This is a genomic window from Dietzia sp. DQ12-76 (genome assembly GCF_014145045.1).
Classification (GTDB): Bacteria; Actinomycetota; Actinomycetes; order Mycobacteriales; family Mycobacteriaceae; genus Dietzia.
The window spans coordinates 1-6,455 of sequence record NZ_JAALDV010000010.1; the positions used below are offsets into that span (position 1 = coordinate 1).

7 protein-coding genes and 1 pseudogene are annotated in these 6,455 nt (G+C 71.1%); 3 read left to right on the forward strand and 5 right to left on the reverse strand.

Going from position 1 to position 6,455, the window contains the following annotated elements; translation table 11 throughout:
- Positions 1-959: aminoglycoside phosphotransferase family protein (locus G6019_RS00370; RefSeq protein ID WP_241725780.1), on the forward strand; the 959-nt coding region annotated here is incomplete at its 5' end.
- A 19-nt stretch (positions 960-978) separates the two neighbouring features.
- Here the strand turns inward: G6019_RS00370 and rlmB are convergent.
- The 5 genes and pseudogenes from rlmB to G6019_RS00390 form a co-directional block, all read right to left on the reverse strand.
- Positions 979-1,947: a 23S rRNA (guanosine(2251)-2'-O)-methyltransferase RlmB gene (gene rlmB, locus G6019_RS00375; RefSeq protein WP_107755699.1), complete on the reverse strand. Its 969-nt coding sequence runs from the start codon at positions 1,945-1,947 to the stop codon at positions 979-981.
- A 1-nt stretch (position 1,948) separates the two neighbouring features.
- Positions 1,949-3,364, reverse strand: a complete 1,416-nt coding sequence (gene cysS / locus G6019_RS00380) for a cysteine--tRNA ligase (RefSeq protein ID WP_182612980.1) — start codon at positions 3,362-3,364, stop codon at positions 1,949-1,951.
- 42 nt (positions 3,365-3,406) lie between these two features.
- Positions 3,407-3,889, reverse strand: coding sequence for a 2-C-methyl-D-erythritol 2,4-cyclodiphosphate synthase (gene ispF, locus G6019_RS17145; RefSeq protein ID WP_309230106.1), 483 nt, complete (start codon positions 3,887-3,889; stop codon positions 3,407-3,409).
- Positions 3,890-3,934: 45 nt separating this feature from the next.
- A pseudogene (ispD, locus tag G6019_RS17150) lies at positions 3,935-4,684 on the reverse strand (2-C-methyl-D-erythritol 4-phosphate cytidylyltransferase); the annotation flags it as partial.
- 13 nt (positions 4,685-4,697) lie between these two features.
- Complete coding sequence (locus G6019_RS00390; RefSeq protein WP_017835982.1) at positions 4,698-5,192, reverse strand: CarD family transcriptional regulator; 495 nt, start codon at positions 5,190-5,192, stop codon at positions 4,698-4,700.
- A gap of 197 nt (positions 5,193-5,389) precedes the next feature.
- On the opposite strand from G6019_RS00390, the gene G6019_RS00395 reads away from it, so the two are divergent.
- Together G6019_RS00395 and disA are read left to right on the forward strand one after the other, a co-directional pair.
- Positions 5,390-5,953, forward strand: a complete 564-nt coding sequence (locus tag G6019_RS00395) for a hypothetical protein (RefSeq protein WP_182612982.1) — start codon at positions 5,390-5,392, stop codon at positions 5,951-5,953.
- 10 nt (positions 5,954-5,963) lie between these two features.
- On the forward strand, positions 5,964-6,455 hold a 492-nt coding region (gene disA, locus G6019_RS00400; protein WP_182626887.1), incomplete at its 3' end, for a DNA integrity scanning diadenylate cyclase DisA.

A 6,455-nucleotide genomic window follows, 5' to 3' on the forward strand; every position in this document is an offset into this window, starting at 1 on the left:
CCGCCGACGACACCGTCGCCCCGTCCGACCCCGTCTCCCCGGCCGACCGCGGCGCTGCGCTCGACGCGATCCGCGCCGCCTTCCCCGCCCTCGCCTGGGAGTCGTCGCAGTGGATCGACGAGGGCTGGGACCACGTGGTGGTGATGTGCCACGGCTGCCGCGGCGCCGACTCGCTCGGGCACCGGGACCTGGTGTTCCGGTTCCCCACGGACGAGCAGGCGCTCGCGCGACTCCCCCACGAGGCAGCGGTCCTCGACCACCTCTCGGCCGGTGTCGACGCCGCCATACCCCGGTACACGCACGTCCCCCCGGACGGCGGATTCGCCGGGTACCCCCTGGTGTATGGGGACCGGCTCACCCCTGACCTGCTCCGTTCCCTGCCCACGACGGACAGGACGATGATCGCCGGCCAACTCGGGGCGCTGCTCACCGCGCTCCACGGGGCCGACACGTCGGTCCCGCCGCTCGACCGGGTCCCGGACTCCTACCAACCCGAGAACCTGGACTTCGTGCGGGGGATCGTGGCCAACGACCTCCCGGCGGTGTTCACCGAGGACGAGATGCGGACGGCGCGGGAGATCTGCGACGAGGTCGCCGCGCTCCAGTCCACCCTGCTCCCGCGGGTCCTCCTGCACAACGACGTCTACGTGCGCCATCTCTACTGGGATGCGCGCACGTCCCCGGGCCGGTTGGGGCTCATCGACTTCACCGACATGTGCCTCGGCGACCCGGCGGTGGACTTCGCCGAACTGTACGAGTACGGCCCGCGTTTCGTCGACGAGGTGCTCGCGCGCTACGTCGGCAGGATCGACGAGACCTTTCTCGACAGGGCGTGGGCCTACCAGCGGTTCGCCGGGCTCTACATGATCGTCGGCCACCTCTACTACGGGGAGGAGACGTGGGAGTACGCGCGGGCGACGTTCGACCGCTGCCGGTCGCCACGTCGCCCGCTGGCCTGAGTGGGACGTGCGGGCCCCGTCAGCCCTTCACGCGACGCTGGCGGGCGAACTCGGAGAGCACCACTCCGGCCGCGACCGAGGCGTTGAGGCTCTCCACCCCGCCGGAGATCGGGATCGAGAGGATCGAGTCGCAGTTCTCGCGCACGAGCCGCGAGAGCCCCTTGCCCTCGGAGCCCACCACCACGACCGTGGGCCCGGTGCCGTCGTAACTGTCCAGGGTGGTGTCGCCGTCAGCGTCCAGGCCCACGAGCTGCACTCCGGACTTCGCCCAGTCCAGAAGCGTCCGGTTGAGGTTGGTCGCACGCGCGACGGGCAGCCGGGCCGCGGCGCCCGCGGAGGTACGCCACGCGACTGCCGTGATGGACGCACTGCGCCGCTCGGGGATCAGGACGCCGTGGCCGCCGAACGCGGCCGTCGATCTGATGACGGCCCCGAGGTTGCGGGTGTCTGTGATGTTGTCGAGGGCGACCAACAGCGCGGGGCTCGACGACCCCATCGCGATGTCGAGGAGGTCCTTGGGGTCGGTGTACTGGTACGGCGGCACCTGCAGGCCGATGCCCTGGTGCATGCCGTTGCTCGTCATGCGGTCGAGATCGGTGCGCGGCACCTCAAGGATCGAGATGCCCTTGTTGGCGGCCAGGTGCACGGCCTCGGTCAGTCGCTCGTCGGCCTCCGAGCCGACCGCCACGTACAGGGCGGTCGCGGGCACGCCGGCCCGGAGACACTCCACCACCGGATTGCGCCCGACCACGTATTCGGGGCCGTCGGCCTGCTTCTGGGCGTGCCGGCGGCGCTGCTGGGCCGTCTCCGCCTTTCGCGAGGCGGCCTTGGCCTTGCGGTGTGCGGAGTGATACGTGCGGTCCTCCGCCTTGGGCGTGGCCCCCCGGGCCTCGAGACCCCGTCGCCGCTGGCCGCCGGATCCGACGACCTGGCCCTTCTTGGTGCCGGTCTTGCGGATCGCCCCGCGTCGGCTCGAATTGCCCGCCATGTCAGTCCTTCCGATTGGCGAGCGACCATTTCTGGCCGTCCGCGGTGTCTGCCACCTCGACGCCGGCCGCGACCAGTCGGTCCCGGATCGCGTCGGCGGTGGCGAAGTCCTTATTCGAGCGCGCGATGTCGCGCGCCTCGAGTTCTGCGCGCACGAGCGAGTCGAGCGCGGTGGTGGCGGCGTCGTCGCCGCCGCCGGCGGCCACCCAGTGGGGGTCGAGGGGATCCACGCCCAGCACCGCCGTCATGGCCCGGACGGCCGACGCGGCGGACAGCGCCGAGTCGTGATCACCGGCGGCCAGGGCCGTGTTCCCCCTGCGCACCGTGCCGTGGATCTCCGCCAGCGCGGCCGGGACCCCGAGATCGTCGTCCATCGCCGCGGCGAATCCGTCGGTCCACTCGCCGACGGGTATCTCCGGGACGACCTCGGCCACGCGCCGGATAAAGGTCTCTATCCTGCGGTATCCGGCAGCGGCCTCCTGCAACGCCTCCGGTGAGTACTCGAGCATGGACCGGTAGTGGGCACTGCCGAGGTAGTAGCGCAGCTCGACGGGGCGCACCACGGTGAGGATGTTCGGGACGCTGAGGACGTTACCCAGCGACTTGCTCATCTTCTCCCCGGCCATGGTCACCCACCCGTTGTGCAGCCAGTACCGGGCGAAGCCGTCACCGGCCGCGTGGGACTGGGCGGCCTCGTTCTCGTGATGAGGGAACTGCAGGTCCAGGCCGCCGCCGTGGATGTCGAAGGTGTGACCGAGGTACCAGGTGGCCATCGCCGAACACTCGAGGTGCCAGCCGGGCCGGCCCTCTCCCCACGGGGTCGGCCAGCTCGGCTCCCCGGGTTTGGCCGCCTTCCACAGCGCGAAATCGCGGGGGTCTCGTTTACCCCGCAGGTCGGCCCCCTCGCCCTGGTCGACCTCGTCGAGCCGGTGTCCCGAGAGGTGCCCGTAGTCGCCTTCGGGGGCGGCCGACCAGGCCGCGACGTCGAAGTACACGCTGCCCTCGGCCGGGTACGCGTAACCGCGCTCGATGAGCCGCTCCATGTAGTCGATCATCTGGGTGACGTGTCCGGTGGCCCGGGGCTCCGTGGACGGCGGCAGGACGCCCAGGGCGTCGTAGGCCCTGGTGAACTCCCGCTCGTGCGTGGCGACCCATTCCCACCACGGCCGCCCGTTCTCCGCGGCCTTGGTGAGGATCTTGTCGTCGATGTCCGTGACGTTGCGGACGAACGCCACGTCGTAACCGCATCCCAGCAGCCATCGGCGCAGGATGTCGAAGGCGACCCCCGACCGGACGTGGCCGATGTGCGGCACGGACTGCGGGGTGGCTCCACAGAGGTAGACCGACGCGTGACCCTCCCGGACAGGGGTGAACTCCCGGAGGGAGCGGGTGGCGGTGTCGTACAGCTGGAGCGTCACGGGGATCGAGTCTACCGGTGACGCCTCCTCGCGCCCGCTTCGTCAGCTCCGGAACAGCAGAGCCGTCGCCACCGCGGAGACCCCCTCGCCGCGGCCGGTGAAGCCCATCCCGTCGGTCGTGGTGGCCGAGACGGACACAGGGGCGCCGATGATCGCCGAGAGGGTGTCCTGGGCCTCGAGCCGCCGCGGGCCCATCTTGGGTCGGTTACCGACCATCTGCACGGCGGCGTTACCGATCGTCCACCCCTGGCCGGTCACCTCCGCCACCGCTTCACGCAGGAGACGCTCACCGGAGACGTCGTCGTACTCGGGGCGTCCGGTGCCGACCAGGGTTCCGAGGTCGCCGAGACCGGCGGCGGACAACAGCGCGTCGACCAGTGAGTGGGCCACCACGTCTCCGTCGGAGTGGCCCTCGCACCCGTCGTCGTCGGGGAAATGCAGGCAGGCCATCATGCACTTCTTGCCGGGTTGAACCTGGTGGGCGTCGGTGCCGATACCGACGCGGGGGGGCACGGGTCCGGTCACGGGACGGTCCTCCGGGTTCTCGCGTGCGTGGAACCCGTGCTGGTCACGGAGTTCCTCCTGGGCGCGCGCGTGGTCCGACGCGGTGGTGATCTTGAAGGCGAGCGGATCACCCGCCACGGTCGCCACCCTCCTGCCCAGCCGCTCCACCAGGCCGGCGTCGTCGGTGGCCCCGTCACCGGCCGCATCGTAGGCCGCCAGCAGCACGTCGGGCGCGAAGCCCTGCGGCGTCTGAACGGCTCGGAGAACTCCGCGATCGGGCGTGCCCACCACGTAACCGGCGGCGTCGACCTCCTTGACGGTGTCGACCACGGGGAGGACGGGGACCACCGCGCCCTCGCCCGATCGGACCGCCTCCACCACCCGGAGGATCGGAGCGGCCGGGGTCAGGCAGCGTGCCGCGTCGTGGACCAGCACGACGTCGTGGACCGGCGACCCCGACCCCTCGAGGGTGGCGGTGAGGACCGCCAGACCGTTACGGACCGAGTCGGTGCGTTGCGGCCCGCCCACCGCGACGAGAACGAGGTGTTCGCCGGACCGGAGAGGCGCGAGCAGCAGCTCCGACTCCGCGACCCGGTCCTCGGGGACCACCACCACGACGTCGTCGACCGCCCCGCTCGCCAACAGACCGGAGACGGCCCGCTCGAGCATGGTCCGACCCGACAGCTCGACGAAGGCCTTGGGGACCCCCGCACCCAGGCGCAGTCCGGAGCCCGCCGCGGGAACGACGGCGGCCACCCTGCCCGTGGGGGGCGGGTGGCCACTGCCATCACTGAGCTCCTGCGCGGATCGAGTCACCCCCGCGGTCGCGTCAGGCGGGGGTGGCGGCGGACAGCACCTGCTCGAGGAGCTCGTCGGCGCGGTGCTCATCGGCGCGGTCGGCCAACGCGAGTTCGCCCACCAGCACCTGCCGTGCCTTCGCGAGCATCCGCTTCTCACCGGCGGACAGACCACGGTCCAGGTCACGACGCCACAGATCGCGGACGACCTCGGCGACCTTGTTCACGTCCCCCGAGGCCAGCTTCTCGCCGTTCGCCTTGTACCGGCGGGACCAGTTGGTCGGCTCCTCGGCGTGCTCAGTGCGCAGGACGTCGAAGACCTTGTCGAGCCCCGCCTCGTCGACCACGTCACGCACGCCCACGTACTCGGCGTTCTCGGCCGGAACCCGGACCGTGAGATCGCCCTGCGAAACCTTGAGGACGAGGTATTCCTTCTCGGTGCCCTTGACCGTCCGCATCTCGATCGCCTGGATACTAGCGGCGCCGTGATGCGGGTAGACGACAGTGTCGCCGACCTTGAACTCCATGAGTGGCTTTCCCCTTTCGACTGAGACATCTTAGCACGCCCTCAGCGCTGGGGTTTTCCGTTTGTGCAGGTCAGAAACCCGTACAGCGGGGGCGCCGCATCCGGGGGGTGCCGGGAGCGCACTCTGACGCCGGTCACGACCAGCCGTGGACTACGATGAGACCGGCCTGAGAACGACCATCCCCCGAGGAGCCTGACGTGACTTCACCGAACACCGGCCTGCGCCGCACCGCGCTCGTAGTCCTGGCCGTGGGTACCGCCGTCGGTTTGTCCGCGTGTGGCGCCGGGCAGGTCTCCCAGACGGCCAACCAGGTCGCCGCGGTGGACGGCGGGCAGGGTTCCGCGGGCGAGCTCCACGTCAACGATCTCGTGGTGGTCCTCCCCGAGGAGGGCGAGGCGCGTCTCGGGTTCGCCGCCTCCTTCACCGGGACCGGCATGGGCGAGTCGATCTCCCTCGACCGGATCGAGATCGACGGGATCGAGGCGCAGCTCGGCGAGACACAGCCGCTGGAACGCGGATGCTCCCTGATCGTCTCGCCGGCGGCCGACGTCGAGCCCGTCCCCGCGCGGGACGACCTCTGTGTCGAGCGCAGCACCGCCACGCTGCCCGACTCCGACGACCTCCGGATCGGGACCTCTGTACCCGCCACCGTGTCGTTCTCCAACGGCGATCAGATCGAGATGTCCGCCGCCGTCATCGCCGAGGTCCCGCCCAGCGACGAGTACACCCGCCCGGTCGAGACCCACGCAGAGGGGCACTGAGACGTCCGCCCTGGCCCCCCGCGCCACGGACGGGACCCCCGTCGACGCACCCGTCCGGGCCGTCCTCCGGCGCCTGTCCCCCGGCACCCCGCTGCGTGAGGCACTGGACCGCATCCGTCGCAGCGGCACCGGTGGTCTCATCGTGCTGGGCGATGACCCCGCCGTCAGGGAGATATGCGACGGCGGTGTCACGCTGGACGTCGAGTTCACACCGGCCAGGCTGCGCGAACTGAGCAAGATGGACGGAGCCGTGGTCCTGTCCTCGGACGGCGAGCGGATCACCCATGCCAACGTCCACCTCGTGCCCGATCCCACCCTGCCGGCGGTCGAGACCGGGACCCGGCACCGCGCGGCCGAACGGACCGCCCTGCACACCGGTGTCCCGTCGGTGGCGGTCTCCGCCTCGATGACGACGGTGACCGTCTACGCGGGCGGGCAGGCCCGCGTCCTGGCCGACCCCGTGGTCCTGCTGGCCCGCGCGGACCAGACGGTGGCCACCATG

Excerpts from the sequence above, each read along its gene's own strand:
- rlmB (WP_107755699.1), bottom strand. The coding sequence starts at position 1,947 with ATGGCGGGCAATTCGAGCCGACGCGGGGCGATCCGCAAGACCGGCACC.
- G6019_RS00390 (WP_017835982.1), bottom strand. The coding sequence starts at position 5,192 with ATGGAGTTCAAGGTCGGCGACACTGTCGTCTACCCGCATCACGGCGCC.